Genomic DNA, 26,770 nt, shown 5'->3' with positions numbered 1-26,770 from the left:
CCAGCATTTATTCGTAGGTTTTATAGTATTCTACCAATGCATCATACACGATAGACATACATACGTTGGATTCCAAATTGCCTGTTGATGAAGTCGGAGCAACACAGGCAAAGGCAATGGTCGGATTCTCACTTGGTGCAAAACCGATCATGATCGAGTTTGACGTATCATCGCTGACCGTTCCTACCTCGGCAGTTCCTGTCTTTGCGGCAATGTCCTTATTCAATGAGGCAAAGCCTGCACCACAGGCACCGGAGCTGATACATTGGCGCATACCTTCCTTGACACGCTCCAGATATGCTTCATTTCCGTTTAAAACATCAATGACCTGCGTACCAAACTGTTCAACGATCGTTTCATCATCATTGATCTCATAGATCTGCTTCATGAAATGCGGTCTGACCTTGACTCCCGTACCTACCGTTGACACATATTGCAAAAGCTGAATCGGCGTAAAGCTTTCATACTGACCGATTGAAAAGTCAAGCAGATGTCCGGAGGTATCATCCGTACCCGGATAGCCGCTTTCTTCATATGGAACATCTAATTGTGTTTCCGTTCCCAATCCGAACATACTGAAATATTTACGGTAAAGCTCATAAGCATTTTCAACGTTTGGCAGATTTAAGGCACCATACGGCGTATAATAGCCCCCGCCAAGACGGATCGCGATATGGAACATATAAACGTTACTGGATTGGCGGATCGCTTCGATATCGTTGATCAGGCCTTTATTGTTGTAACTTCCCTTCACAAGACCACCGGCAAAGTACATGGTCGTATCGTTGATAACTTCTCCGGGCTGTACTGCACCTTCATTAAGCCCCATATACAAGACCGCCGGTTTTACGGAAGAACCCGGAAGAAAGCTTTGCAGATAATTACCGCTGGCAAAAGGAATAAAGGAACCGTCATCCTGAATTTGCTGGCCGCTCATAGCCAAAATTTCACCATTCTGCGGATTCATCATCACCAAAAACGCCTGTTTAAAGTCTTTTCGATAAACGTTGCTGCGGGCATTTGTAAGATACTTCTGCAAGATAGCATCAACCCGCTGCTGCAGATCGATATCGATCGTCAGCTGGATGTTATATCCTTTTTTACCTTCCTGGATCGTCGTAAAGATAGGACTTCCCGTATCCTCGTCATAGGTGATCTGCTTGATCGTTTTTGTGCCGCTGAGATAATTTTCATATTTTTTTTCCAAACCGCTTGTTCCGAAACGATCATTCAATGCATAATCATTTGCAAGATAATAATCTTTGCTGCCCTCTTCAAGACCTGTGGTCGATACACGGCCGAAGACATCACGCAATACACTGCCATAAGGATAAACGCGCTGTGAATCCGTAGATATGTCAAAACCGACGAATTCCTCTTTGTGTTCGATCAGATATGCCGTATTTTCTTCAGAAGCATTCTCAACCACAACTGCACTGCTGATCAGCGTCGCCTGTTCCATCTTGTACATGACCGGCCAGGCGATATATTTCTGCTCATCGGTCAAATATCCCCGATTCGCATCAGCTTCATCCTGCGCAGCATTTCTTAATTCTTCGATCATCTCAGAAGTGATCTTTGAAATCTTGATGGAATATTGTTCACTGTCAGAAAGCTTTTTCTGGTCATCGCTCAATAACGAAGCACCTCTGTCTTTCGCAACCATGATATAATAATCCTTCCATTCACGTTCCGTGATAGAATCGCTCTGAATATCAAACTGTACAGCAAATTTATAAGCAAGCTGCCATTTGCTTTCGCTGTAAGAGCTCAGATCCTTTTGAGGATAATATGTAATGTTGACGATTTCCTCGCTGGAAACTAACACATTGCCATTCCGATCGATCATATCACCTCTTGGAGGCGAGGAAATCTGATTCTTTTGCGTAAATGCCGCTAATTTCACGATATACTCATCCTGTGAAAAATATTGAATTTGGATCAAACGTACGGCAATCACAAAAAAGCAGGCAAACACCGATAAAATCAAGATCCTTGCCCTTTTATTCACGACCTTATTAAAATCCATGTTGGATCGTAACAGATCGGAGCTCCTTTTTCTCATTCTTGCATCTAATTCTTTAAATGGATTTCTTAACATGAAAATATTATACATCATTCTTTTGATTCTTGCATCTAAAAAATTATGTGATATTCTATTAGTGAGGTGAAAAAAATGACAACACGTTCAGAAACAAGAGCCATCATGGTAAATGACCTGCAGATCGGTCATCAAAATAAAGTTATCATCCAGTCGATGTGCAATACAAAAACAAGTGATATCGAAGCAACCGTTAAACAAATACTCGCTTTGGAAAAGGCCGGCTGCCAGCTTGTCCGTTTAGCGGTGGTCAGCATTGATGAAGCCAAAGCTATTTCTGAAATCAAAAAAAGGGTTCATATTCCTTTAGTTGCTGATATTCATTATGATTATCGCATTGCAATCGAATGCATCCATCAGGGGATCGACAAGATACGGCTGAATCCCGGAAATATCGGTTCAAAGGAAAATGTCCGTAAGGTAGTGAACGAATGTAAGAAATATCATATTCCGATCCGTATCGGTATCAACGCCGGATCTTTGGAAAAGGATATCCATGATAAATACGGCAGGCCTACTGCTCAGGGAATGATCGAAAGTGCCCAAAGACATGTGAATATCTTAGAAGAGCTGGATTTTCATGATATTGCACTTTCATTTAAATCAAGCGATGTCAATCTCTGCATCGAAACCTATGAGCTTGCTTCCAAGACCTTCGATTACCCTCTTCATTTAGGCGTGACCGAAGCAGGTACCGTGTTTACCAGCTCTATCAAATCGAGTGCAGCTTTATCTGTTTTGCTTCATCAGGGAATCGGTGATACGATCCGTATCAGCGTCAATGGTGATCCGGTTCAGGAAATCATGATTGCCAAGCAGCTTTTAAAGTGCCTCCATCTCATCGATCATGTACCAAATCTGATTGCCTGTCCGATGTGCGGCAGGACCAGCTATGACATTGAAAGCGTCATAAAAGAAATCGAGCCGTTTTTGATGAACATAAATGCCGATATCAATGTAGCCATCATGGGCTGTGCAGTAAACGGTCCGGGAGAAGCCAGACATGCGGATATTGCGATCGCAGGAGGAAAGGATGAAGGTCTGCTTATCAAAAAAGGCAAGATCATTGAAAAGCTCCCAACTGAAAAGATGGCAGATCGTTTAAAAGAAGAAATACTTAAAATGACAGCTTCGAAGGATGAAGCATAAAAGGCTTGTAAAAAGATGATTTCTGTACTGAAATCATCTTTTATTTGATATTGACAAACTGCTGGTTACGAAGCATTTCAATTTCTTCCTTATAAGGAGGCTTCTTTTCGATATAAGGAGTTTCCAGGATGATCGGGATATTTTCCAGCAAAGGGTGATGGGCAATCTGACAAAGCTTTTCAAAGCCGATTGCACCATGTCCTAAATTTTCATGACGGTCTTTCCGTGCTCCGCAAATATTTTTAGAATCATTTAAATGAACGACTTTCAAATAGCTCAAACCGATGATCTCATCAAACATCCGTAATATTTGATCAAAATCACTGAGATCGTAACCGGCATCATGAATATGACAGGTATCCAGACAGACCCCCAGCTTCTTTATATGTACACCGTCGATCATTTGTCTGATTTCTCCAAACGTACGGCCACATTCACTTCCCTTGCCGGCCATCGTTTCTAAACAAAGAATACATTTCTGGGAATCGTCAAGAGCAGCATTTAATCCCTGTATGATACTTTGAATACCGACATCGCTTCCGGCATTCACATGACTTCCCGGATGCAGGATCAAATAAGGAGATCCGATAGCGTCTGTTCGGATAATTTCATTTTTTAATAATTCGATGCTGTTCTCATAGGTCTGCGGGTTCAGCGTATTTGCCAGATTGATCAGATAAGGGGCATGCACAACGACATGTTCCATTGAAAGATGATTTTCTTTTAGCAGAGCTTTTGCTTCATCAATTTTTAATTTTTCGATAGGAACCCTTCTGCCATTCTGCGGCGGTCCCGTATAAATCATGCAGGCATTGGCATGATAGCTGAGCATCTCTTTTATGCTTCCTAAAACATAATCAGGAGATGACATGGATACATGTGAACCTATGATCATTCTTCATGACCTCTTTTTTGGATCTGTGAAGCAATGGCTCTTTCTTTTTTCTGTTTTCTTATTTCCTCCTGGATCATGGCTCGTTTTGCTTTTCGTTTCAATTTTTCAACCTCCTGCTTACGCTTCTTTTTATATCCCGGCTTTACTGTTTTTTTCTTACGGTTGACGATCATGCTGACTTTTTTATCAAGCTCGCTTTGTTTATGTTCTTTTGGCTTATTTTTATCCTTTAAAGTGATCCATTGTCCGTCTTTAATATTCATATATTGAAAATGGATTCCCTTATTGGTCAGCTGGCGGATGGCATTTTCATCTTCTTTTTTGTAAAGGGAGTAGCAGATACCGCTCATACCTGCTCTGCCGCATCTGCCGGCACGATGGATATAGAAATCAATCTCACTTGGAAAGCCCAATGAAATAACATGTGAAATGCCCTTGATATCAATTCCTCTTGCAGCAATATCACTGGCAACGATATAGGTCTTATCCAGATTCATCAGGTTTTTCATGGCATTCTTACGTGCTCTTGAAGGCATATCGCCATGAAGCTCGATCAGATCATAACCATGATCACGCATTTCCTGAGCCACCTTTGCGGCTTCGCTGCGTGTATTGGCAAAGATCAGACAAACATAAGGCTTAAAACCTTTTAATACTTCCAAGAGCTTTTCATGGTATTCCTGATGCTTGCACGGGATACAGATATGTTCGATCTTAGGCGCGCTGATATGCGTATCATCTTCGATTTTGACCGTTACCGGATTATGCATATATTTTTTTAGGAAAAGCTGTAATCCCTGTGGCATCGTGGCACTGAAGGAGAGCATCTGAAGATCCTTTCGCATCTTCGAGGCAAAGGCATCAATATCCTCAAGAAAACCGAATTCCAAAGTCATATCCGCTTCATCAATGACCAGCAGCGATGCTCTGTCAATACGAAGCGTCTTTTCTTCGAGAAACAGATCCTTGATCCTTCCCGGCGTACCGATGACGACATGCGGCTGTATCCGTAAGGTCGTATTTTGTTTGTTTTTATCTATACCGCCACTGATCAGGCGAACACGACATCCCTTTAATGCTTCAGAAAGATCGGCAGCCCGCATATACAGCTGTAATGCAAGTTCACGGGTAGGGGCCGTTATGACCACCTGGACCTCATTTAAGCTTGGATCGATTCTTTCAATGATCGGAATCAGAAAAGCATGAGTTTTTCCAGTACCGGTATCACTGATGCCGATGACATCCTTTCCTTTACAAACCAGCGGAATTACTTTCTGCTGGATGGGGGTCGGAGCTATGAATCCGTTATGTTCGATAAAATCTTTTGTTGTTTGTTTGAATGTATAATCTGAAAATTTGCTCATAACTTTTCTCCTTTTTCTTGTTTATAATTATAACATAATTTTCCCAGATATGATATGATGATGACGAGGTGAAACAATGGAAGTAATCACAATTACCCCAAGAGGCTACTGCAAAGGCGTAGTCAATGCGATTGAAATCGCCAAAAGAACCAGAAAACAGCATCCCCATGATAAAATAACGATCTTAGGCATGCTGGTCCATAATCGCTTTGTCGTAGAGGCTCTTCAAAAATATCAAATATACAGCGTCGACACGGATAAAAAAACACGCTATGAGCTTTTAGACGAAATAGATGAAGGCTATGTCATCTTTACCGCCCACGGCGTCAGCGAACGTGTTGTCAACAAGGCAAAAGCCAAAGGATTAAAGATCGTTGATGCCACATGTGAATATGTTTCATTTATCCATACGCTGATCAAAGAAAAATTAGATGAAGGTTATACGATTGGCTATATCGGTAAAAAACATCATCCTGAAAGCGAAGCTGTGCTTGAGATCAGCGACAAGGTTCACTTGATCGAAACAGAAGATGACCTAACCTTCACAAATGAAAAGCTCTTCTTTACAAATCAGACGACACTGTCTTCTTATCAGACTGCTGCTCTTTATGAAAGCATCGCCAGAAAATATCCCCACGCACTTATCAGCAATGAGATCTGCAGCGCGACACGATGTCGTCAGCAGGCAGTCATGAAGCTTGAAAGAGCAGACGCTTTTATTGTTGTCGGCGATCCTAAAAGCCATAATACACAGAAGCTGGCACAGCTGGCACAAAACAAAGCCGATCATGTTTTCTGCGTTGAAAATCTGGAGGCATTATTAAAAGAAGATCTGCATGCATTTCAAAAGGTAGCCGTAACAAGCGGCGCATCAACGCCTACTAAAATTACTCAGCAGATCATCCATTATCTCCAGACAGAAGAAATCATTCCCTTAAAAACAGAAGATGTCATTTAAAAACAGATGCTAAGCACCTGTTTTTCTTTGAATCATTTTTAGAAGATGAGTCAGCTCATCCGTCTGCTTTGAATCATGTAACATCTGAAGGATCTCCTGTATTTTTTGTTTACGAAACTTCCAATAATCCTGAAAGGTATCGCCCTGCAGATATTTTCCAAAAATATAATCTTCTTCGGTATAATGATCATGTCCGTGCTGACAGACCAAGATCGTATAATAATGTCCTTCATGAATGATTCTTTCATCAGTGATCTTCATATCATGTGCAATGATCCATTTTCTCAGATCATAGACATCTCCATTAATTTGCAGAATGAGCACCTCAAACTGATCAAGATCATGATTTTCAAGAATCTTTTTGAGCGTATCAAAGCCCATACCGCTGATGACACATACATTCGCATCGGCCGGTACATGTTCAAGGCCATCAGAAAGCACAGGAAAAATACGATCTTCAAGATTCATTTCCCGAATCGTCCTTTTCGCATTTTCTAAGGGGCCTTGTGCGATATCACAGGCATAGCATTTAACCGCTTTTCCATGAAGAACCGCAAGCGTGCACAAATAGGCATGGTCACAGCCGATATCTGCGACAATGCTGTTTTGTGGTATCAGCTTTTCGATTTCACGGATCCTTTTTGAAATTCTCATTGTGCTTTATCAACAAAATCCTTTAACCGTTTTGAGCGTGTAGGATGCTTCAGCTTACGTAAAGCCTTTGCCTCGATCTGACGGATACGTTCACGGGTCACATTAAATTCACGACCGACCTCTTCCAACGTCCTTGTACGTCCGTCATAAAGACCGAAACGAAGACGCAGAACCTTTTCCTCACGATCTGTCAATCCCTGCAGCACAAGGTTGATCTCATCCTTCAAAAGCTGGTTGTTGGCATATTCATCCGGTGACATCGCATTCTCATCTTCAAGGAAGTCACCCAAATGTGAATCATCCTCTTCACCGATCGGCGTTTCCAGCGATACCGGTTCAAGGGCAATCTTTTGAATTTCACGTACCTTTTCAGGAGTAATGCCATCCATCTTTTCCGCAATTTCCTCAGCTGTCGGATCTCTGCCAAGATCCTGTACCAGCTGGCGCTGGATACGAGTCAATTTGTTGATCGTTTCGACCATATGTACAGGAATACGAATCGTTCTGGCCTGATCGGCAATTGCACGTGTGATCGCTTGACGGATCCACCATGTCGCATATGTTGAAAACTTAAATCCTTTGGTGTAATCAAATTTTTCAACCGCCTTCACAAGACCCATGTTACCTTCCTGAATCAAATCAAGAAAGAGCATGCCGCGCCCAACATATTTTTTAGCAATGCTGACTACCAAACGAAGGTTGGCAGCGATCAGCGTCTTTTTCGCTTCCTCATCGCCTTCCTGGATGCGTCGTGCAATTTCCGGCTCATCTTCCGGATTCAAAAGATCGACGCGTCCGATTTCTTTCAAATACATCTTGACCGGATCATTGATCTTAGCCTGAGAAGAATTCGCAAACGACTGTTCAAGCGATTCGATATCGCTTGCTAAAGCATCATCTTCATCAAATTCATCATCAAGATCCAAATCATCAAAATCACCGATATCATCCGGCTCATCAAGCACGATCGATGGATCATTCAGATTCAGATCCTCATCATCAGAAACTTCGATATCATTCTTGGTCAGCCAATCAAACAGCTCATCTGTGTCATCATCGCTTAAATCCAAGTGTTCTGTCGCACTAGCAATATCCTTCTGATACAAAACATGATCCTTCTGATACTTTTCCAAAAGATCTTCTTTTATTTCATCCAATGTCTTCAAACTATTGATTTCCTTTGTTTTTTCTTGCTTCATAATTTCTCCTAACTGATCCTACAACTGACTGCTTTTTCTACGCAATTCTATGATCTCATTCATCAATCTGGCCTTATCCAGCGGATTCGACATTTTTTTAGCCAGCTCAGACATTTCCTTGATTTTAGCTTCAATGCACTTATCATGAATCTTACGGATGGCATCCTTTAAGACCTCCATATTAAAGGCTTTCGGTGCCAATTCCCATTCACACAGATCGATCAGAAGCTTTTTGACTTCCTCCTCTTTGATCTGATTCAACAGATCCGCTGCCTGTATCGTATCGGAAAGCCGATACTCATTGATCAGATATAAGGCAAGCTGATTACAAACAGGATGAATCAGAAAGCCAAGATCATTTTTAAATACATTGACCGCCTGACGTGAAAGAAGCATTTGGCCTAATATTTCATATTCAGCCGCTTCCCCATATCTAAATTGAATATTTTTAGATATATTTCGTAAAACAGTTTTTGGCTTAACAGTCCTTTGACTCATATCAAAGCCTGTAATCTCATAAAGCTTCTTTAAATAGTTTTCTCTTAAAAAAGCTTCTTTTACACGTTCAATTTCAACGCTCATCTCCTTGGCATATTCAACCTTCTGCGAATAATTCTCCAAATGATATCTGCTTTGAAGATATTCGAAACAGAAATCGATCCATGAAATCGTTTTGTAAGACAGGGATCTTAATTCATCGATCCCATATTTTTCAATGATCTCATCGGGATCAAGACCGCTCTTATTATCGACAACCTCAAATACAAGAGCGCTCTCACTCGCCATCTTGCCGAATTTATAAATGGCATTGATGCCCGCAGCATCACCATCGTAACAGACATCTACCTTGACATGCATCTGTTTCAACAGTTTTAGCTGCTCCTTGGTACAGGCTGTTCCCAAAGTGGCAACCACATCTTCGATGCCTGCCTTATAAAAGGCTATCGTATCCATGGCTCCTTCTACCAGAAGTACCCGCTGGGTCTTCTTGCAGACCTCTAAAGCACGATGATAATTGAAAAGAACATTTCCCTTTACATAACATGGCGTTTCTGACGTATTGATATACTTCGCTTCATCCCCATCGCCGATTCTTCTTGCGGTAAAGGCAATGGGATTGCCATAGCGGTCATGAATCGGAATCGTGATCCTTGATGAAAAAACATCATGGATTCCCTGACTGGTCAAACGTACGAGATTGGCTTCTATCATTTCATCGTCTTTAAATTTTTTCGCCTTCAAGTAATGATATAGCGCATCTTCTTTAGGATTGTAGCCAATTTCAAACTTTTTAATCAAATCATCACGAATTTGCCGCTTATGCAGATAATCCAGAATATCGTTATGACCGCCCGATAGAAGCATGTAATGCGTATAATCGATAAACGCCTGGTTAAGCTTATAATAAGGTGCCAGATGAGCGTTGACATGATTTGAAGTGATTTCGATATCACCAACATCAATGTTACAGATCTTGGCAACTTTCACGACACTCTCAACAAAAGAGATGTTCTCATAGCGTGATACAAAGTTAAAGACATTGCCCCCTGCACCACACGCAAAGCATTTAAAGATCTGCTTATCCTGTGAAACGCTCATCGAAGGGTCGTGATCATCATGAAAAGGACACATTCCCACATAGCTTTTTCCTTTATGTGAAAGCGGGATATATTTTGAGATGACCTCAACGATATCACTGCGGGAACGTATTTCATTGATTTTGTCTTCACTTAATCTAGCCATCAGCTTTCCTTCCTAAAATGCGATCTTTGAAGAAATATATTCATTTAAATCTTCGATCTTGATTCTTTCCTGCTCCATGGAATCACGATCACGAACCGTAACACAACCATCATTCTCAGTATCGAAATCAGGTGTGATGCAGAATGGCGTTCCGATCGCATCCGCTCTGCGATAACGCTTGCCGATGCTGCCTGCATCATCAACATCAACAGCAAAATCAACACACAGCTGTTCAAAAAGCTTCATAGCCAGATCATTCTGTTTTTTACTAAGCGGCGTGATACAAGCCTTGACAGGTGCTAAGGCCGGATGCAGATGCATTACGATACGCGTATCCTTATCGTTGATGACCTCTTCATCATAAGCATCCGCAAAAACACTAAGGAAAACTCTTTCCACACCAACTGCCGGTTCAATGCAGTAAGGGATATACTTCTCATGGGTCATCGGATCCATATATTCCAGATTTTCCTTGGAATGTTCCATATGACGCTTTAGATCGTAATCCGTACGATCTGCAATGCCCCACAGCTCGCCCCAGCCGAACGGAAAGTTATATTCGATATCACAGGTCGCTTTGGAATAGAAGGACAGCTCTTCCTTCGCATGATCACGGAAACGCAGATTTTCCGGTTTGATTCCATAATGCGTCAAGAAATCCATGCACGTCTTTTTCCAATAATCGTACCACTTCAGATCTTCGCCGGGCTTACAGAAAAATTCCATTTCCATCTGTTCAAACTCACGTGTCCTGAATATAAAATTACCGGGCGTAATTTCATTTCTGAAAGATTTTCCTACCTGGCAAATACCAAAAGGAAGCTTTTTACGCATGGTTCTTTGAACGTTCTTAAAATTCACAAACATTCCCTGCGCAGTTTCAGGACGGAGATAGATCGTGCTCTTCGCATCCTCCAAAGTCCCCTGAAATGTTTTAAACATCAAATTAAACTGACGGATCTCTGTGAAGTCATGGGCACCGCAGTTTGGACAGCCGATATGATTGTCCTTGATATACTGCATCATTTGTTCGTTGCTCCAGCCTTCCGGATTCACTTTGCCATTTGAAAACTCTTCGATCAGATGATCCGCGCGATGACGTGTCTTGCATACCTTGCAATCCATCAAAGGATCTGAAAAGCCCTGTAAATGTCCCGTTGCTTCCCAAACCTTCGGATTCATCAAAATAGCACTCTGAATGCCTACATTGTAGGGTGACGTCTGGACAAATTTTCTCCACCAGGCCGTTTTAATATTGTTTTTTAATTCTACTCCTAAAGGTCCGAAATCCCACGTATTGCTCAGACCGCCGTATATCTCGGAACCCTGATATACAAATCCTGAATTTTTCGCATGATTGACGATTTTTTCAAAACTGAAATCACCCATATGTTATGCCTCCTAAATTTTAATTGTGCAAACAAACTCATCCTATTTTATAACACAAAAACCACTTGATTGTCAAATTAAGCAAGTGGCTGTAAAACCTCTAAAAACGCATGGCTTCGAAGCGTGATCTCACCATAGCGATGTAAAAGCTCAACAAGATAGCTGACTGACTGGAAGGAAAGTGTCGAAGCTGCTTCTAAAGCCTGATAATTCTCAAGAGAAGCGTGCGCTGCATAGCGTAAATTTTTTAATTCATCCACGCTTAGATGATAATGACGCGTCTGATCAAAGCAATGAACGCATACAAAACCGCCATCCGGAATCGATAAGGCACATAATCCTTTCTCCGAAGAACAAAGCACACACGCATCAACCACGATCGAAACGCCGCTTGAGCGCAGCACTTCACATAACAGCAAGGCATAGATACAATAAGGATTCGCACAGCTGTCCAGGATTTCTATATATTGAAGAGCATCTTCAAAGCAGATGTCAGTCTTATTCATGATTTCAAGAAAACATGAATAAATGCTTTTGCGGATCAGATCATGTTCAATATTCAAAAAACGTTTTACCATTTCCGCATTTTTCAACAGCACGATCTTCGACGTATTCTTATCGATCGTATGAAAAAGGCTGTAACATCCTACTTCTGTATAATTACGGTTTTTAGAATGTGTTTTTAATACCCCTTTTGCTTTCATGCTTATCTTTCCAAAAGGCGTAAGCACATTCATGAGCACATCATGATCATGAATGAGCGTATTTGTCAAGACGATGCCCTTAAAATCACTCATCAAGCTCACCGATACCAAACTGATGGATCTTGCTCTCCTTATTGCGCCAATTTTCTTCTACGCGTACATACAGCTCCAATTCAACCCTTTTGCCCAGAATGAAGCGTAATTCCTTTTGCGCATCTAAACGAATAGAAGAAATCATCTTACCCTGTTTGCCGATCAATATACCCTTCTGACTGGCTCTTTCAACAATGACCATCGCCTGGATATAGATCTTATTTTCAGTTTCTTCCCTATTTTCAATGACCACCGCCACCGAATGCGGGATTTCCTCCTGTGTCCGATAAATGATTTTTTCACGGATCAGTTCACTGATCAAAAAATTCTGATCGTGATCACAAATCGTATCACTATCAAAATACATAGGTCCCTCTGAAAGATATTTCTTCGTCGTTTTGATCAATTCATCGACATTTCGCCTTTCAAGAGCGCTTAATGGAAAGATCTCTTTAAAATCATATCGTTTTTGCCACTGCAAGATCAACTGCATGACCTTATCGCGTGACAAAAGTTCCGCCTTATTTAAGATTAGAAAAATATTTTCTGATTTTCCTTTGATCTGATTTAATACAAATTCTTCTCCATGTCCAAAAGGAACCGATGCATCCACCATATAATAAATGACATCGACATCCTGTAAAGACGCATAAGCACTTTTATTCAGCGTACGGCCCAATTCATGATGCGGTTTATGGATCCCCGGGGTATCAATAAAGATCATCTGAGAATCCTCATCATTTAAGATCCCCTGGATATTGTTGCGCGTTGTTTGCGGCTTGCTTGAGATGATCGCCAGCTTTTGATTCATAATGCTGTTCAAAAGCGTGCTCTTGCCGGCATTAGGACGTCCTACGATTGCGATAAAACCGCTTTTCATCTTATAGATCCTCTTGCGTAAAGCTCATCGGAAGAAGCTGTTCGATCGTTGTTTCAAGCTGTGATGTACGGTTCGCCAGATAAATCGGCGTATCCTTTTTCAACAGCTCGACCAGGACCTGTCGGCAGGCACCGCAAGGTGCAGCAATCGTATTTCCTTCACAAACGATAGCTAAAGCCTTGATATCCTCTTTGCGGACACCTTTGGAATATGCTGCGAAAACTGCACTCCTTTCCGCACAATTGGTAAGTCCGAATGAGGCATTTTCAATATTTGCACCATCATAAAAATCTCCATTCACCGTTTCAAGACATGCTCCGACACGATATCGTGAATAAGGTGCATAGGCATTCTCCAGATTTTTAAAAGCTCTTTCTACTAATTTCTGATCAATCATCGTAATACTCCTTTCAGGATCATACATCCTATCACAACTGCATATAAACTGGCAAGCAGGACACAACCGGCACTCAGATCCTTGATATATTTGATCTTTACGTTAAGATGAGGATCAATAAGATCACAGATCCGCTCAACAGCAGTATTTACCATTTCACATAAGACGACGATAAAAACAGCGCTGATGATCCAAAGCCATTCCTCACCACTAAATCCATATATCCAGCCAAAAACAAGCACAGCCGCAGCAAAGACCAATTGAAGCCGGACGCTTTTGTCTTTGACGGCACAGCCAAGACCACTGAATGCAGCCTTAAATTTCTTAAAAAGAGAAACCATCCAATATCACATCCTGCAAAGCGAACATCTCTTTTTCATCCTCTTCATTCATGTGATCATAGCCGAGAAGATGTAAAAGCCCATGGGTACATAAAAAGCTGATCTCACGGCATTCGCTGTGCTCATACTCTTTGGCCTGCTTTCTCACCGCATCCACACTGATGAAAATATCTCCCAGCTCTGCTTCGATTTCCTCCAGCATGATCTCATCCTCACTATCCTTCAATGCAAAGCTGATCACATCTGTAGGACGATCGATATTTCTATACGATTTATTGATTTCATGGATCTCGCGGTCATTCACCAGAATGATCGATACGTCATAATCCCGATCAACCCTGCATACCTCACGCGTCTTTTCAAAAATACGCTGAAATCTTTCTTCATATTCATTCCATTTTTCATCATTTGTCTGATTGATGAGCGTTATCATAATCCACCTCGAATTCTTTTCTATTATAACATAAAAACGATTGCTTTCTTGCTCCAAATCATATAAAAATGAAATTTTGTCATTTTTAAAAACCCTTTTGCGGGATCATATACCCTTACCTTCTTTTGAACATCCTCGACCAAAACATAATGGCCATGATGATCAAAGCCGATAAAAGCAATATACGGTGTTTTTTTTATGAGATGAAGCGAAGATACCGCCTGACAAGGAAGTACCAGATTCAATTCTTCAAACAGATCTGACATACATAAGCCCTTTTCACCGATCTTTTTTTCACAGCGGCAGATTACCTTTGTTAAATCTGTATCAATCAATTCATTCAGTCGTTTTAATACCTCAATACCACAGTTCATATTTATACCTCCTACTCTTATATATCCATTCCCAATAAAAAAAAGAAACTTCTGATGTTTCTTTTTTAAGAATTTTCATATTTTTCGTAACGTTCAAGTATTTTTTGTACCATCGGATGACGAACGACATCATGACTTGTCAGTTCAACACAGCTGATGCCCTCAACATCATGCAGATACTCGATTGCCTGCGTCAGACCGCATTCCTTGGGCTTCACAAGATCGATCTGCGTCGTATCGCCGGTGATCACGATCTTCGAATTAAAGCCCATGCGTGTCAAAAACATCTTCATCTGTGAACGCGTCGTATTCTGTGCCTCATCCAGAATGATGAAAGCATTATCCAGCGTCCTGCCACGCATATAGGCCAAAGGAGCAATTTCTATGACATCTTTTTCCATGAGCTTTGCCACCTGCTCATTTCCCAGCATATCATACAAGGCATCATAAAGAGGACGTAAATAAGGATCGACCTTTTCTTTCAGATCACCCGGTAAGAAGCCTAAAGATTCACCTGCTTCTACGGCCGGACGTGTCAGCACGATTCGAGAGAAAACGCCTTTTTTCAGCTGGCTGACAGCATAAACGACTGCAAGATAAGTTTTTCCGGTGCCTGCCACTCCGCTTGCAAAGACGATATCACTGTTTTCCATGCTCTCAATAAGCACGCGCTGACCGATCGTTTTAGGAAAGATCAGCTTACCGTTAAATGTCTTGGCAATCGGCTCATTTGAAAAATGAAGCTTTTTGGAATGAGGATACTTCTTCACCAGATTACATAGATATTGGACATCGCTTAAAGACAGCTGATGGGTTTGTTCCATCAAAGAATAACAGTTTTTGATCACCTTCAGGCACAACTCATTTTCTCCAAGGCATATCAAAGAATTATCATCAAAAACGAGCTGGCAATCAAATTCATTCTCTAAAAGCTTTAAATACTGATCATTTGGACCACAAAGCATTCTTCTTTCATCCATTTCCCAATAAGAAACATCTAAACTGTATTTATTCATCACTTTCTCCTACTACCGCAATCATCTCATATAAAACATAATAATTGGACATCCTTATTGTAGCTGAATCTTCTTCAAATTGCAAAGGAATCTCTTTGACAATATATTCATCTTTATCAAGTGACAGCTGCATCCTGCTTTTCATCAGACATAAATAATAATTGATGGCCTCGGGAAGCTCATTTTTAGAGATTTCCACATCAATGCGTTCAAAGGTATAGGCATAGACCTTTCCCAATACATCGCTTGTCTTCTCTTCTTCCTTGCTATCCAAAATGATATGGCTGACCAAGACTTCTCCTTTTTGTACTTTTTGATTGATCTTGACGACCTTATTCCCTTTCGCTACATCAAAAGCGGCAATGACACCATCTTTAGAAGCGATAAGATCATATGGATGAAACTGTGAAAGCTCCATTTTTTCACGGGGAAGAAAATGAATTTCCAGCTTGGAACCTTTTTGATGTACGGCATACCAGTTGAGATCCTGATTCAGCTCAGCCAGCTTTTTATAGATACTTGTACTGTCCCAATAGAAAAAAGGTGTTTGAAACTGTTTGAGCTTTGTTTCGATGAGATCGTGATGGAAATCACTTTCACCCAAGATCTCTACCTGAAAAATAGTTTTGGATAAACCCAAAAACAAAAGCAGCGAACAAATCAAAGCAGCTATTTTTTCTTTGCTGGCAAAAAAGCGAAACACCATGCCCATCATACCGATACTTGACTGATAGTGAATGAGCGGATGTTTTTGAAGCAATGTTCGATATTTACAAGAAGAAGAAAAATAAACATATTTCTCTTCCCTCAGATGATAGATGGTAATACGATGCTGCATCACATAAGCCATCACTTCATAAATATCACATTCCGCCTTATAAAGATCATGCCCTCTCATGAGCTAAAAAATCAACCTTCCTGATTTTCCCTTTTAAGATGATTTCATCCGCATTCAGATAGACGATAAAAAGCTCCTCACCGCTAATCATGACAGTCGTATGCGCCGTTTCAATATGTATCTCTTGGATCGATACCTTACTGATTTTTTTATAATGAATGATACTGATTTTTTCATCAGATAATGTGATCATCAGACACCTCATTTCAGTATATGAAAGAAGTGTCCGTAAACTGAACTTATTTGCAAAGATAAAAAAAAGAAGCAGCTGCTTCTATTTTGAGCGTCTAGCTTTGAGTGCTGCTTCTTGTTTTAATTTGCGACGTACGCCTGGTTTTACATAAAACTCTCTTTTACGAGCCTCAGCAAGGGTACCGTTTCTAGATACTTGTCGTTTAAATCTACGTAAAGCATCATCTAAAACTTCGTTCTCTTTTAACACTACTTTTGGCATCTACAAAAACCTCCCTTCCGAGCAAGCATGTACATTATACATAATTTCACATAATTATGCAAGATTTTATGGAAATTTTTTCAGTTATTTTCTAGTTTTAAACCCTTTTTTTCAAGATAAAGCGTATTTTTATAGATAAAACGATAAAAATGAACCCTTTATTTTAAATATCTTTGTCTTCCTTAAGCGCAGGATTTATCTTATGAAGCATGCTCTTAGGCAGACGCTTCAGCAGTGCCAGCACGATGACGATGCTTAACAGACGATCGAGATAATCTGTCATGACCTGTACGATAAAACAGCTCATGGTCAGTCCCAGCGGTGTTTTAGCGAGCAATTGGACCAAAATGCTTGACCCGCTGGAAGTGATGCCGCCAAACAGTGCTGCGGTAATCAAAGCACTGCATAGTGATGTCGGAATCGTGATCACAAAGGCAGCAAGAAAAGGCCAGCTTGCCTTGGAAGATCTTTTTTTCCATACAAGAGAGCTTAAAAGGCCCAAAAGAATGCCCACAGGTGCGTAATATAACGAATAGATATCACTTGTCACACCAAGTATCAATCCGCTCAGCAGACTGGGAAGCATGGCTAATACAGGTCCATAGACAGCTCCTGTGAAGATCGTGCCGATGCTATCCAGATAGATTGGCAGACGCAATAACAAAGCAATCTGACCGCCCACGATGTTCAGGACCACGCTCAAAGCGATCATGCATATTTGAAAGATAGAAAATTTAGCCTTCATGATCCACCTCCTGCACAATCAGCTTTTCTAATTCAGTAAGCTTGTCTTTTTCCATATGAAGCAGCAATTCAAAAAATAATTCAAAAAATCCCCGGATATCTACTTCATTCAAGACATGGGCATTCGCCTTTTTTCTATAAAAATCATAAGCATCTACGATTGATTGTCCTCTTGAAAGAGATTCGGTTTCAATTTGGACATAAGAATTAAATCCATGACATAGCTTTGGCTTTAGAAAATAAGCCATGGCCAGAGGATCATTGATGACACAACCGATGATATGCTCCCACTGCCAATGAAAATCAAAATAAAATTTCGTGATCTTACGTATAAATTCTCCTTTTTCAGGATCAAGTCTTTCCATATAAGAAAGAAGTGACGGAGTCAGGACGATCTTTCTTGTGACATCCAGGCCTACCATATGGATCAAGCGACCAAGCTTGGCCATATGCTGATAAACGATAGCCGCAGCCTCAGGATCCTCCCAGTAATTGTATTCAGCCACCGGTGAACAGTTTCCATGGGCCTTATATGAACCACCCATGGAAACAAGCATCTCAATATTATTAAAGGCTTTTTCATCGGCAGCAAGCAAATCAGCAAGATTTGTCAAAGGACCAAGAGCGATCACGCTGCAGCTTTCCTCATTCAATGTCTGCGATAAAAATTCAACAGCCGTCAAAGGCTGGTAAAAGCCTTCCACAGGTTCAAGAAAGCTTTCTCCAAGCCCATCGCTCCCATGCGTATCCAAAGCATTTACATATTCTTTTTTTAACGGCTTAGCAGCACCCATATAGATCGGAATATCCAGACGATTCATATGTTTCAGCACTTTCTTCGCATTTTCAAAACCCATCGTTACGGGAGCATTGCCGCATACGATCGTAATTCCTACCACTTCAACATCCTTTGATGATAATGCCATCATGATCGCCAAACTATCATCGATTCCGGGATCACAGTCAATAATGATCTTACGCTTCATTCAATCACCCTTTCACATTAAAAATGACCCTGCCTGTAATATAAGCAAGGTCATGAAGCTTTCATAAAAATTTCATTCACTTTTTGCCTATTATTATACTGGGAGGTTTGAAACCAGTTTTATATCAATATGAAGTTTTTCCGCTTTCGTTATTCATCAGCTTTACACCGGAGCTTGTACCGATACGGTCAGCTCCGATCCTGATCATCTCATCCATTTCTTCAGGTGTACGGACACCGCCGGCTGCCTTAACCTTACATGCTCCTTTGACAGCATCAACCATAACTTTGACAACATGCGGATTCGCTCCTGCAGTTGAAAAACCTGTGCTCGTCTTGACAAAGGTTGCCTTTGCCTTTACACAGCATTCACAAGCCAAAGTGATCTGTTCATCGCTTAAAAGACAGGTTTCAAGGATCACCTTGACACACTTGCCGTTCGCTGCTTCTACGACAGCTTCGATATCCTTGATAACAGTATCCGTATCGCCGTCTATCAGGGCTCCGATATTCATGACCATATCCACTTCATCAGCACCCTGTGCAATGGCCTGCTTCGTTTCAAACGCCTTGGTTTCACTGGTCGTTGCACCTAAAGGAAAACCGATCACCGTACAAACCATGACATCGCTTCCCTTTAGCTTTTCAGCACAAGTCTTGACCCAGTAAGGATTCACACAAACGCTTGCGAAATCATATTCAAGGGCTTCGTCACATAATTTAAGGATCTGAGCCTTCGTAGCCTGCGGCTTTAACAATGTATGATCGATATACTTACTCTTCTTCATTTTCGTCCTCCTCAATACCTAGATAGTATTTTCTAATTGCTCGTTTGGCAGCCTTCTGGTCGCCCATGTAATACTGCTTGCCGTTTTCATAGACCATATAGTCTTCATCCCCCTTGCCAAGGATCAGGATCGTATCCTTGACATTGGCAATCTCAATGGCCTGACGGATCGCATCACTTCTTTCAGGAATATAGATCGTATTGGCATTGACGATACCGCTTTTGATATCATTGGCAATAGCGCTTGGATCATCTGTACGGGGATCTTCATCGGTAATGATGATATTCCCGCAATAACGATCGGCAATGCTGCCCATCACCTTTCTTTTTTTCGCATCCCGGCGTCCGGCACTGCCAAACACGGCAATGATATTGCGATCGCTTGGCGTGATCATCTGAGCATACTCAAATATTTTTTCAAAGCCATCCGGAGTATGTGCATAATCAACGATGACATTGAACGGCTGTCCTTCATCGATTCGCTCCAGTCGTCCGTCAACCTGCTTGAGATCATTCAGACACTCAAGAATCTTCTCAAGATCAAGTCCTCCCTGATGCAAGCCGGCAATCGCCGCCAAAAGGTTATAGACATTGTACAAAGCGACAAGATTTGTACGTACCGGATATTCTTTATTTTCATAAATCAAGGAAAAGCTTGTTCCTTCAATACCCAATTGAATGTTATCAGCACGATAATCCGCATCATTTTGAATGCCATAAGTAACAACGCGTCCATTTGATGCCTCTTCAAACTCTTTAAAAGAAGCATCATCGACATTCAAAACACAGATGCCATCCTTTCGGATCATTTCAAAAAGCTTGCATTTGGCTTTTAGATAATTTTCAAAAGTACCATGATAATCGAGGTGATCATAGGTCAGATTGGTGAAGATCGCAACATCAAAATCAACACCGTTCACACGATTCTGTTCCAACCCGTGTGAGCTGACCTCAAGTGAACATGCCTTCATTCCGGCCTTCACCATATCCTTGAATACCGATTGAAGCATGATGGCATCCGGCGTCGTAAGATCCGGGGGCAAGGTAACATCACCATAGCTGATAGAAATCGTCCCGATATAGCCGCAAGGTTCAAACCTCGAATGAATATCACGAATGATCGTCGTAATCGTACTTTTCCCATTTGTTCCGGTCACACCATAGATCTTCATCTTTTTTGACGGATAGCCATAAAAACGAGCAGCAACCCGTGCCATCGTATCGCTCACGTCCTCAACACGAATATATACGATTCCCTTTTGCTTTTCAGAGATATCTTCTGAATGGACGATGCAGACCGCCCCATTTTCGATCGCCTGCCGAATAAATTCATGACCGTCATGAACAAGACCATCCATGCAGAAAAACATGCCATTTTTTACTTTCTTCCGAGAATCGTAAAAAAGCGTCTTAATTTCAATATCCGGTGCATTTTCAAATAAATATGAACATTTCATCTTAACCCTCCAATGATCCTAAACATCCGGAATCATTTACTTCATGAATCACAACGCGAACGATATGTCCGACCAGCGAGGCATCCCCTTTAAACATAACCGGTAAATATTCACTGGAATGTCCCATGCAATTTTCACCCTTGCATGTTTCGACCAAAACCTCACAGCTTTTTGAAATCCATGAATTGCTGTATTCCCTCTTCATCACATCTGACAGCTCACAAAGCTCATGTGCTCTTTGCTTTCTTATTGTACCATGAATTTGTTTCATTTTACTAGCCACTGTTTGATCTCTTTTTGAATATGGGAAGACGTGCATGAAGCTAAAGCGGCACATCTTTGCATTTTTTAACGTTTCTTCAAACTCTTCTTCACTTTCATCCGCAAATCCGGCAATGATATCCGTACTGATCGAAATATGAGGAAGCTTTTGACGAATCTCTTCGATCCGCTTCATGAACTGCCGCATATCATAGGGACGATTCATCCTTTTTAAGACCGAATCGCTGCAGGCCTGTACCGGTATATGAAGATGCCGGGCAATCTGGGGATGCTTTTCCATCAGATCCAGCAAAGCATCGCTGACTTCATTCATCTCAATGCTTGAGATCCGGATACGGTCCAGTCCTTGAATTTCCAACAGCTTGTTAAGCAAAGAAGGAAGATCGCTATGAATACCACGGCCATATCTTCCGGTATGGATCCCTGAAAGAACGATCTCATGATGCCCGTTCGATACGAGCTTTTTCGCGATCTCTATTGCTTTATCTTCCTCCAAAGAGCGTTCTCTTCCCCTTGTATAAGGAATGATACAATAACTGCAGAACTGGTTGCAGCCATCCTGTATCTTTAAATAGGCCCTTGTATGCCGAACAAAGCGTTCGATATGCAGATCCTCAAACTGAGGAATCGTATTTAATTCATGAACATAATTGATCTTCTGATGTTTTTCCACAAGCGTATCGAGCGAATCGAGAAACGTCTGTTTCTGATCGCTTCCCACAACCGCATTCACACCTTCCATTTTTTCGATATTCGCTGCCTCAGCCTGTGAATAACAGCCGACGACCGCAATAAAAGCATGTGGATTTTGAGTAATCGCCTGATGGATCTTTTGTCTTGATTTTGAAGCTGCGGTATTGGTCACTGCACAGGTATTGATCAGATAAATGTCACTTTTATCTTTAAAATCAACCTGCTTATAACCTAACTGAAGACATTTTTCGATGTAAGCTTCAGATTCATAGGAATTGACCTTGCAGCCAAGTGTATGTATCGCAAATGTTTTCATTTTTTCCTTCTTTCTAAGATCTTCGTCATTTTACGTGTCATCTTTTCACTGATCCAGCCCTTTTCGATGAACATACGAATACATGCCTCTTCATCTTCCTTCAGATATAAAGAGATCCAGTCTTCAAGCTCATTGATCTCACCTTGGAAACGGACCAAAGGAAAGGATTCACAGATAACATCATCTACAAAATGATATAACGTCGATGATAACGGACAATAAGCCCAATAACCATTTTCATCGATTTCTACCAATTCCAAGGACGTAAAATGAAAGCTGACCATTTCACACGTAAGATGATGTTGATCGATCATATCCTTACAATCAAATCGCAGCCGATTATATTGTTTCAATTCAAATAATACCATTTCATTCTCATAAATTGCATTGATGCGCTCATTCATGCAAGGCAAGTAAAGCTTCTGCTGATCACGTACCACAAAAGGAAGCTTTTCTTTGATCCGGTCAATATCGATATTGATCAGACGTTTTCTTTCTTCATAATTCAGTGTCTGCCAATAATCAATCATATCATCATAAGATTTCACAAAGCAGCCTTCAAAGGCCTCCTTGTTTTTTAAGGTTTGAACAAGACATTCAAAATAAAAGAAATCCTCCTCTTTTTTGATTGACAGATCAATGTGATATCGTTTTAGATAATGTTCGTTTTCTTTGATGAAACGCTTGACTGCATCACATTTCAACAGTTTGATTTCATCCTTTTTCTGAATTTTCTTTATTAGTTCCATACCATTCTCCAAGCAACTCATAATGATAAGTCAGCATGCTGACAGCACTGATAGCAGCTGTTTCTGCTCTGAGGATCCGCTTACCAAGAGATACACAGATAAAGCCATGGGCTTTAGCTTCTGTGATTTCCTTCCCGCTGAAACCACCCTCAGGGCCGATCATGACCAGCACAGATCGAATGTTGGGATGCTGACATAAAACTTTTCCCAGACTGTCGGCTGTTGTATCCGCATTCTCATAGGCAATGCATTTTAAATCAGCTTCTTTTTCAAGCACCTGTGAAAATGAACATATCGGATGGACCAGACAGCGGTGATTCTGTTTTGACTGCTCACAGGCTTCTAAGGCAATCTTCTGCCATCTCGCTAATTTTTTATCATTCTTTTCTTCACTGATTTTCACAACGCTTCTTGAGGATATAAACGGTAAGATATCATAAGCCCCGCATTCCGCAGATTTTTGTACGCAAAGCTCCCATTTTTCTTTTTTGACCAGTGCCATTGCCAGACTGATGTCGATCTGTTTATGATGATCATCAGGCAAATGCTCTTGAAGAAGTCCAACAGCTTTTTTACCTTCATAGTGGATAGCAGCATAAGCGGCCTGTTCCTCACAATCGACGACCTTAACGATCTCGCCTTCCTTCATACGCATGACATGTGCGATATGATGAGATTGTTCCTCATTAAACAGGATCTTTTCACTAAGTTTTGATTCTATAAAATACTGCTGCATACCATCACCTTTTTCTATTTTAATCGAAATAACAATAAAAGACAAATAAAACTTAAAAGAAACTCCGCCAAAAGCGGAGCATTATTTTCCTTCATTCGCTAAACGCCGCAGATCTTTGACCTCCTGCGGCTTTAAAAGCCGGTAGCTTCCCTGTGACATATCATCAACCTTTAAGAAGCCGATTGATTTACGATGCAGAGAAGTGACCTGATAGCCAAAATACTCGACCATACGTTTGACCTGATGATTTCTCCCTTCAACGATCGTCAGATCAAATTTAGTTTTTTTAAGGGCATAATCTTTTTTACGAACCCTTACTTTTGCCGGCAGCGTCATACCATCATCCAGCTGGATACCTTTTTCTAATTCTTTGATCTGAGAGGTATCCAGGATACCATCGATCAGCACGTCATAGGTTTTAGGAAGATGATAGCGAGGATGAATGATCATATTGGCAAATTCACCGTCATTGGTCAGGATCAAGACACCGCTTGTGTCATAGTCCAATCTGCCTACCGGGAAAATTCTTTCTTCACAATCGATCAGTGATACGACTGTCTTGCGCCCATGCTCATCATCTAAGGTACATAAGCATTTTTTAGGCTTATTCATGACATAATAGACCTTATTTTCCTTTTGGATCAGTTCACCATCAACCTCGATCCTGTCACCTTTTTTTACTTTATATCCCATTTCACGAATCACATTGCCATTCACACGGACCCTTCCTTCACTGATCAAAACCTCAGCTTTTCTGCGTGAAGTCAAGCCGCTGGCAGCAATTACCTTCTGTAATCTTTCCATATTCCACTTCCTTTTTCAGTATCATATCATGAAAAGAAGAGAAATGTAAGTAGAATGGCCATACTTATTCCTACAATATCACTGATCAGACCGATGACCATCGAATTTTTGATCTTTTTAACACCAACACACCCAAAATATAAGGTAATGACATAAAGCGTCGTATCCGTACTTCCCTGAATGATGCTTGCCATGATGCCACTAAAAGAATCAACACCTAAATATTTAAAAATATCGATCATAATCGCTAAAGAGGCTGTTCCCGAAAAAGGCCGGAAAAGCATCATGGCCCATAAGGAAGGCTCGATCTTCAGAATCGAAGACGCGAAAATATGAGCGATAAAATCAAGCAAGCCGCTAATTCTTAATAAATTGATCGCAAACATCATGGAAAGCATGCTTCCAAATACATCATTAAAAAGTAAAAAGCCTTCTTTGACCCCCTTTAAAAAGGCATTGTACGAATCAACCTTCTTAATCAGTGATACGGTCAGGATCAGAAAGATAAAAAGCGGCAAGATCAGATTAGTGACCATGATTCCACCACCGATCCACCAAAAGTCCTATCAGGGATGCACTGAAAGTAGCAATGATCGCAAAAGGAATAAAGCTGGTCGCATCCTTTGATGCATAAGCCACACGTAAAGCGATGATGCTTGTCGGAAACAGTGTGACGCCGCCTGTATTTAATACGAGAAAGGTTACCATGCTTCGGGTTGCTGTTTTAGGATCAGGATTGTGCTTCTGCATGCCCTTGATCGCTTTCAGGCCGACAGGAGTAGCGGCACTTCCCAATCCAAACATATTGATCACGATGTTGCTGGCAACATAGCCCAAGGTTTCCTGATCGTGCTTGATATCCGGAAGCAGGAAGCGAAGCAAGGGGTTCATCCTTCTCTCCAGCCATGCGATACAGCCGTTTTGAAAGGCAATTTCTACGATCCCGTTAAAAAAACAGGTAACTGCAATCAGCGGCAATACAAAATCCAATGTTTCACTGCCAACCGATACGATCGTATTGCTTAAAAGCTCACTTTTTCCGGTAATTAACGCAAATAAGATAGAGGCTAAGATCATCATGCTCCAGAAAAGCGTCATGTCAAAAGCTCCCTTCGTTCAATCACAGTATCTAAATTTTTATAGCGGATGAGCACTTTTCCATCTTCAATAAGAGCTTCCGCAAATACCTCATCACCAATAGGAACGATTGCATGAATATCTTCTTTGATGAGCAGCCGCTTATTAGCTATCTTATAGCTGCCTTTTTTAATCAAAAGATGGGATTTATATTTCTGGTACACATCTTCATGAAGCCGTTTATGTAACATAAAATAATCCCCTTCTCTAAAGCTGACCACGATGGATTCAAGACCATTTTCATAAGCTGTGGTAATCAGTGTTTTACCGGATTTTACCGTATAGCCTGTCTTTCCTCCATTACAGCTGTCATACATGCTTAAAAGACGATTCTTATTGATCCAAACACGCTGATTCTCCGCCTGGTACTGACGCGTATTGACGATCATCCTAAAAATGTCATTTTTCATGGCAGCCTGCATGCATAAGGCCATATCATATAAGCTCGAGATATTTCCTTCATCCGTTTCATCCAATCCGCTGGGATTTGAAAACACAGTATCATGCATGCCTAATTCTTTTGCCTTATCATTCATCATTTTCACAAAACGGGCAACATCTTTACCAACATGAAGAGCAATTGCATGTGCCGCATCATTACCGCTTCTCAGCATCAGGCCATATAATAGCGAAAGCAATGAATATTCTTCGTTTTCAAGCATGTATAAGGAAGAACCGATTTGCATCGTCGTTTCACGATCAATGATGATCCTGTCGCTGATATCGGCATTTTCCAGCGCTACCAATGCTGTCATCACCTTGCTGATTGAAGCGACGCTTTGTGTCTGATGAATGTTGTCACCCGCTAATACCTCACCTTCAGACATGACGATATAATCTGCCTCTATGGGCAGCTGAAAGCAAAAAAGCATCATCAAAAAAGCAATTGTTTTTTTCATATTTCACCTGTTTCATTGTATGAAAAGCAGAAGCAAAAAAGCCCTCTTTTTGAAAATCTTCATCAATCATAATAAATATGAAGCAAAAACCACAAGAAAATGATTTTGTTACAAAATCATATGCAAATAAGTAACTCCT

General features: G+C 41.0%; 30 protein-coding genes. 2 read left to right on the top strand and 28 right to left on the bottom strand.

Going from position 1 to position 26,770, the window contains the following annotated elements; translation table 11 throughout:
• Positions 1-7: 7 nt before the first annotated feature.
• The gene (locus ACZYT3_RS07855; RefSeq protein WP_464088248.1) at positions 8-2,101 is read right to left on the bottom strand and encodes a peptidoglycan D,D-transpeptidase FtsI family protein; all 2,094 of its coding nucleotides are present in this window, start codon (positions 2,099-2,101) and stop codon (positions 8-10) included.
• Positions 2,102-2,176: 75 nt separating this feature from the next.
• Here ACZYT3_RS07855 and ispG point away from each other — a divergent pair, with 75 nt between their 5' ends.
• A complete protein-coding gene (gene ispG / locus ACZYT3_RS07850) occupies positions 2,177-3,250 on the top strand; it encodes a flavodoxin-dependent (E)-4-hydroxy-3-methylbut-2-enyl-diphosphate synthase (protein ID WP_294562686.1) in 1,074 nt (357 codons plus the stop codon).
• 40 nt (positions 3,251-3,290) lie between these two features.
• On the opposite strand, the gene ACZYT3_RS07845 is transcribed toward ispG, so the two are convergent.
• Together ACZYT3_RS07845 and ACZYT3_RS07840 are read right to left on the bottom strand one after the other, a co-directional pair.
• Positions 3,291-4,145: a deoxyribonuclease IV gene (locus ACZYT3_RS07845; RefSeq protein ID WP_464088247.1), complete on the bottom strand. Its 855-nt coding sequence runs from the start codon at positions 4,143-4,145 to the stop codon at positions 3,291-3,293.
• A complete protein-coding gene (locus ACZYT3_RS07840) occupies positions 4,142-5,509 on the bottom strand; it encodes a DEAD/DEAH box helicase (protein ID WP_294562690.1) in 1,368 nt (455 codons plus the stop codon). The genes ACZYT3_RS07845 and ACZYT3_RS07840 overlap by 4 nt, the downstream gene beginning before the upstream one ends.
• A gap of 76 nt (positions 5,510-5,585) precedes the next feature.
• Between ACZYT3_RS07840 and ispH the strand changes: the two genes are divergently transcribed.
• Positions 5,586-6,467, top strand: coding sequence for a 4-hydroxy-3-methylbut-2-enyl diphosphate reductase (gene ispH, locus ACZYT3_RS07835; protein WP_294562691.1), 882 nt, complete (start codon positions 5,586-5,588; stop codon positions 6,465-6,467).
• A 9-nt stretch (positions 6,468-6,476) separates the two neighbouring features.
• Here ispH and ACZYT3_RS07830 read toward each other — a convergent pair whose 3' ends face one another.
• The 25 genes from ACZYT3_RS07830 to ACZYT3_RS07710 form a co-directional block, all read right to left on the bottom strand.
• On the bottom strand, positions 6,477-7,121 hold the full coding sequence (locus ACZYT3_RS07830) for a tRNA (adenine(22)-N(1))-methyltransferase (protein ID WP_464088246.1): 645 nt from the start codon (positions 7,119-7,121) through the stop codon (positions 6,477-6,479).
• Positions 7,118-8,320 (bottom strand): RNA polymerase sigma factor RpoD, encoded by a 1,203-nt coding sequence (gene rpoD, locus ACZYT3_RS07825; protein WP_294562695.1) that lies wholly within the window; start codon positions 8,318-8,320, stop codon positions 7,118-7,120. Before rpoD ends, ACZYT3_RS07830 begins: the two co-directional genes overlap by 4 nt.
• 18 nt (positions 8,321-8,338) lie before the next feature.
• Positions 8,339-10,063 (bottom strand): DNA primase, encoded by a 1,725-nt coding sequence (gene dnaG, locus ACZYT3_RS07820; protein ID WP_294562696.1) that lies wholly within the window; start codon positions 10,061-10,063, stop codon positions 8,339-8,341.
• Positions 10,064-10,075: 12 nt separating this feature from the next.
• On the bottom strand, positions 10,076-11,452 hold the full coding sequence (locus tag ACZYT3_RS07815) for a glycine--tRNA ligase (RefSeq protein ID WP_464088245.1): 1,377 nt from the start codon (positions 11,450-11,452) through the stop codon (positions 10,076-10,078).
• Between the two features lie 77 nt (positions 11,453-11,529).
• Entirely contained in the window at positions 11,530-12,249 is a 720-nt protein-coding gene (recO, locus tag ACZYT3_RS07810) for a DNA repair protein RecO (RefSeq protein WP_294562698.1), read from the bottom strand.
• The gene (gene era / locus ACZYT3_RS07805; protein WP_464088244.1) at positions 12,242-13,129 is read right to left on the bottom strand and encodes a GTPase Era; all 888 of its coding nucleotides are present in this window, start codon (positions 13,127-13,129) and stop codon (positions 12,242-12,244) included. Before era ends, recO begins: the two co-directional genes overlap by 8 nt.
• Before the next feature lies 1 nt (position 13,130).
• On the bottom strand, positions 13,131-13,526 hold the full coding sequence (gene cdd, locus ACZYT3_RS07800) for a cytidine deaminase (RefSeq protein WP_294562700.1): 396 nt from the start codon (positions 13,524-13,526) through the stop codon (positions 13,131-13,133).
• Complete coding sequence (locus tag ACZYT3_RS07795) at positions 13,523-13,867, bottom strand: diacylglycerol kinase family protein (protein WP_464088243.1); 345 nt, start codon at positions 13,865-13,867, stop codon at positions 13,523-13,525. The genes cdd and ACZYT3_RS07795 overlap by 4 nt, the downstream gene beginning before the upstream one ends.
• A complete protein-coding gene (gene ybeY / locus ACZYT3_RS07790) occupies positions 13,851-14,300 on the bottom strand; it encodes an rRNA maturation RNase YbeY (RefSeq protein WP_464088242.1) in 450 nt (149 codons plus the stop codon). The genes ACZYT3_RS07795 and ybeY overlap by 17 nt, the downstream gene beginning before the upstream one ends.
• A gap of 23 nt (positions 14,301-14,323) precedes the next feature.
• Positions 14,324-14,674: a cysteine peptidase family C39 domain-containing protein gene (locus tag ACZYT3_RS07785; RefSeq protein ID WP_464088241.1), complete on the bottom strand. Its 351-nt coding sequence runs from the start codon at positions 14,672-14,674 to the stop codon at positions 14,324-14,326.
• A gap of 65 nt (positions 14,675-14,739) precedes the next feature.
• The gene (locus tag ACZYT3_RS07780; RefSeq protein ID WP_464088240.1) at positions 14,740-15,690 is read right to left on the bottom strand and encodes a PhoH family protein; all 951 of its coding nucleotides are present in this window, start codon (positions 15,688-15,690) and stop codon (positions 14,740-14,742) included.
• Positions 15,683-16,588, bottom strand: coding sequence for a sporulation protein YqfD (locus ACZYT3_RS07775; protein ID WP_294562705.1), 906 nt, complete (start codon positions 16,586-16,588; stop codon positions 15,683-15,685). The genes ACZYT3_RS07780 and ACZYT3_RS07775 overlap by 8 nt, the downstream gene beginning before the upstream one ends.
• Complete coding sequence (locus ACZYT3_RS07770) at positions 16,575-16,781, bottom strand: YabP/YqfC family sporulation protein (protein ID WP_294562707.1); 207 nt, start codon at positions 16,779-16,781, stop codon at positions 16,575-16,577. The genes ACZYT3_RS07775 and ACZYT3_RS07770 overlap by 14 nt, the downstream gene beginning before the upstream one ends.
• A gap of 81 nt (positions 16,782-16,862) precedes the next feature.
• Positions 16,863-17,042, bottom strand: a complete 180-nt coding sequence (gene rpsU, locus ACZYT3_RS07765; protein ID WP_464088239.1) for a 30S ribosomal protein S21 — start codon at positions 17,040-17,042, stop codon at positions 16,863-16,865.
• 163 nt (positions 17,043-17,205) lie between these two features.
• Positions 17,206-17,787: an ECF transporter S component gene (locus ACZYT3_RS07760; RefSeq protein ID WP_464088238.1), complete on the bottom strand. Its 582-nt coding sequence runs from the start codon at positions 17,785-17,787 to the stop codon at positions 17,206-17,208.
• Positions 17,777-18,772 (bottom strand): nucleoside hydrolase, encoded by a 996-nt coding sequence (locus ACZYT3_RS07755; RefSeq protein WP_464088237.1) that lies wholly within the window; start codon positions 18,770-18,772, stop codon positions 17,777-17,779. The genes ACZYT3_RS07760 and ACZYT3_RS07755 overlap by 11 nt, the downstream gene beginning before the upstream one ends.
• 124 nt (positions 18,773-18,896) lie before the next feature.
• Entirely contained in the window at positions 18,897-19,559 is a 663-nt protein-coding gene (deoC, locus tag ACZYT3_RS07750; RefSeq protein ID WP_464088236.1) for a deoxyribose-phosphate aldolase, read from the bottom strand.
• Complete coding sequence (locus ACZYT3_RS07745) at positions 19,546-21,015, bottom strand: UDP-N-acetylmuramoyl-L-alanyl-D-glutamate--2,6-diaminopimelate ligase (RefSeq protein WP_294561764.1); 1,470 nt, start codon at positions 21,013-21,015, stop codon at positions 19,546-19,548. The genes deoC and ACZYT3_RS07745 overlap by 14 nt, the downstream gene beginning before the upstream one ends.
• 1 nt (position 21,016) lies before the next feature.
• Positions 21,017-22,306, bottom strand: a complete 1,290-nt coding sequence (gene mtaB, locus ACZYT3_RS07740; protein WP_464088235.1) for a tRNA (N(6)-L-threonylcarbamoyladenosine(37)-C(2))-methylthiotransferase MtaB — start codon at positions 22,304-22,306, stop codon at positions 21,017-21,019.
• Positions 22,303-23,055, bottom strand: a complete 753-nt coding sequence (locus ACZYT3_RS07735; RefSeq protein ID WP_464088234.1) for a hypothetical protein — start codon at positions 23,053-23,055, stop codon at positions 22,303-22,305. Before ACZYT3_RS07735 ends, mtaB begins: the two co-directional genes overlap by 4 nt.
• The gene (locus ACZYT3_RS07730; protein WP_294561767.1) at positions 23,021-23,791 is read right to left on the bottom strand and encodes an RsmE family RNA methyltransferase; all 771 of its coding nucleotides are present in this window, start codon (positions 23,789-23,791) and stop codon (positions 23,021-23,023) included. The genes ACZYT3_RS07735 and ACZYT3_RS07730 overlap by 35 nt, the downstream gene beginning before the upstream one ends.
• A gap of 81 nt (positions 23,792-23,872) precedes the next feature.
• Positions 23,873-24,595: a pseudouridine synthase gene (locus tag ACZYT3_RS07725; protein WP_294561768.1), complete on the bottom strand. Its 723-nt coding sequence runs from the start codon at positions 24,593-24,595 to the stop codon at positions 23,873-23,875.
• Positions 24,596-24,621: 26 nt separating this feature from the next.
• A complete protein-coding gene (locus ACZYT3_RS07720) occupies positions 24,622-25,131 on the bottom strand; it encodes a spore maturation protein (protein ID WP_294561769.1) in 510 nt (169 codons plus the stop codon).
• A complete protein-coding gene (locus ACZYT3_RS07715; protein WP_294561770.1) occupies positions 25,121-25,693 on the bottom strand; it encodes a spore maturation protein A in 573 nt (190 codons plus the stop codon). Before ACZYT3_RS07715 ends, ACZYT3_RS07720 begins: the two co-directional genes overlap by 11 nt.
• Complete coding sequence (locus tag ACZYT3_RS07710) at positions 25,690-26,631, bottom strand: D-alanyl-D-alanine carboxypeptidase family protein (protein ID WP_464088233.1); 942 nt, start codon at positions 26,629-26,631, stop codon at positions 25,690-25,692. The genes ACZYT3_RS07715 and ACZYT3_RS07710 overlap by 4 nt, the downstream gene beginning before the upstream one ends.
• Between the last annotated feature and the right edge of the window lie 139 nt (positions 26,632-26,770).

It is taken from the genome of Traorella sp. mt218 (genome assembly GCF_055420025.1).
Note: the sequence above shows the minus strand (reverse complement) of the source record. Positions and strands in the feature narration are given on the sequence as shown.